Here is a 1770-nt window from a genome sequence, read left to right on the forward strand (position 1 = left end):
CTCATGGGCTTTTTCTACTTCATCAAATACGCAGACGTCAAAGCAGACAGGATACGCCGCCAAATCAGCAAAGAAATCGTCTTCGCCGGCCGCTACCTCATCATCGAACTCGAGTCAGGCGTCCCCCTCTACGAATCGTTCGTAAACATCAGCAAAGCGTTCCCCACCGTAGGCCCGTACTTCGCAGAAATCATTGCAAAAGTCGACCTCGGAACAACCTTTGAAGACGCCCTCAACGAAACCATAGCGACAACGCCAAGCCCTCAACTAAGAAAAATGCTCTGGCAAGTCCTCAACTCTCTTAAAACAGGCGCGGAAATTGCGGACTCGCTCAACGTTGTTTTCGACCAGATGATTCGCGAGCAACAAATAGAAGTCAAAGAGTACGGGAGGAAGCTCAACCCTCTCGCCATGTTCTACATGATCATGGCCATTATCGTTCCCTCTCTCGGCGTCACCATGCTCATCGTCATGGCATCCTTCCTCGGCGTCAAACTAGACCTCTTCATCCTCATCATCCTCGCACTCTTCGTCGGCTTCGTCCAATACATGTTCCTCGCCGTCGTCAGATCTCAACGCCCACCCATGGACATATAACAAAAAGCGAACGAGGCGTGAAGAGACGCGAGACACCCGCCAAAACACACTCCAGAAGAAACACGCAAAGGACAAAGGAACAAAGAAGACAAAAAAACACTCACCATGGCCAGCGCCCTTGAAACCATAGCGAAGAACACCATCCAATTCATCGAGAAACTCCTCTCGTTCAGCTTCAACTTCTCAAAGGACAAAAAGAAAATCAACAAACGAAGCCCGCATTACCAGCGAAAAATACTCCAAACCTACCTCGAAAAAGCAGGCTTCACCGAGGTCGACCCGGACATCCTCTACAAAAATGTCTTCTACACTACAGCAGGCATCCTCCTCGCCGCGACGCTTGCCATCTTCCTCCTCGGCCTCTTCAACGGCCGCCCCCTCCTCGGCATCCTCCTCTTCCTCGCCGGCATGTGGACAACGTTCTTCATCCTCCTCTGGATACTCATCTGGGTCATCGTCTACTTCTACCTTGACATGCGCATCTACCGCAGAACAAAAGAACTCGAAGCAGTCCTTCCAGACTTCCTTCAACTCACCTCAGCCAACATCTTCGCAGGCATGCCTGTCGACCGCGCCCTCTGGTACGCTGTCCGGCCACGCTTCGGCGTCCTCGCCAGGGAAATTGAAGACGTTGCCAAAAAAACCATCGCGGGAGAAAGCCTAGAAGAATCACTCCTCGAATTCACCAACAAGTACGACTCAGCAGTCCTCAAACGCTCCATCAGCCTCCTCCTCGAAGGCATGAAGTCAGGAGGAGAAATGACAGACCTCCTTAACAAAATAGCAATAGACATCCAAGAAGCAACCATCCTCCGAAAAGAAATGGCCGCGAGCGTCATGACCTACGTCATCTTCATCAGCTTCGCATCCCTCATCATCGCACCCTTCCTCTTCGGCCTGGCAACCCAACTCCTCAGAGTCGTCACAAACATCATGACCCAACTCGCCGCCACGAGCAGCAGCGCAGGAACGAGAGGGTTCTCATTCCACCTCAGCCCAGACGCAGTAACCGTCCAAGACTTCACCATCTTCGCCTACACCATGCTCGGCATCGGCTCCTTCTTCTCCGCGTGCATCATCAGCTCCATACGAAAAGGAAGCGTCAAAGACGGCCTCAAAAACATCCCGCTCTTCATCATCGTCTCCTGGCTCGTCTACTTCGTCTCACGAATC

Annotated in this window: 2 protein-coding genes; both read left to right on the forward strand. The window is 52.1% G+C overall.

Annotated features, from left to right (window positions below):
* Positions 1-597: hypothetical protein (locus D6783_00130; protein ID RME54002.1), on the forward strand; the 597-nt coding region annotated here is incomplete at its 5' end.
* Between the two features lie 105 nt (positions 598-702).
* On the forward strand, positions 703-1770 hold a 1068-nt coding region (locus tag D6783_00135), incomplete at its 3' end, for a hypothetical protein (protein RME54003.1).

The sequence above is a fragment of the Candidatus Woesearchaeota archaeon genome (assembly GCA_003694805.1).
GTDB lineage: Archaea > Nanobdellota > Nanobdellia > Woesearchaeales > J110 > J110.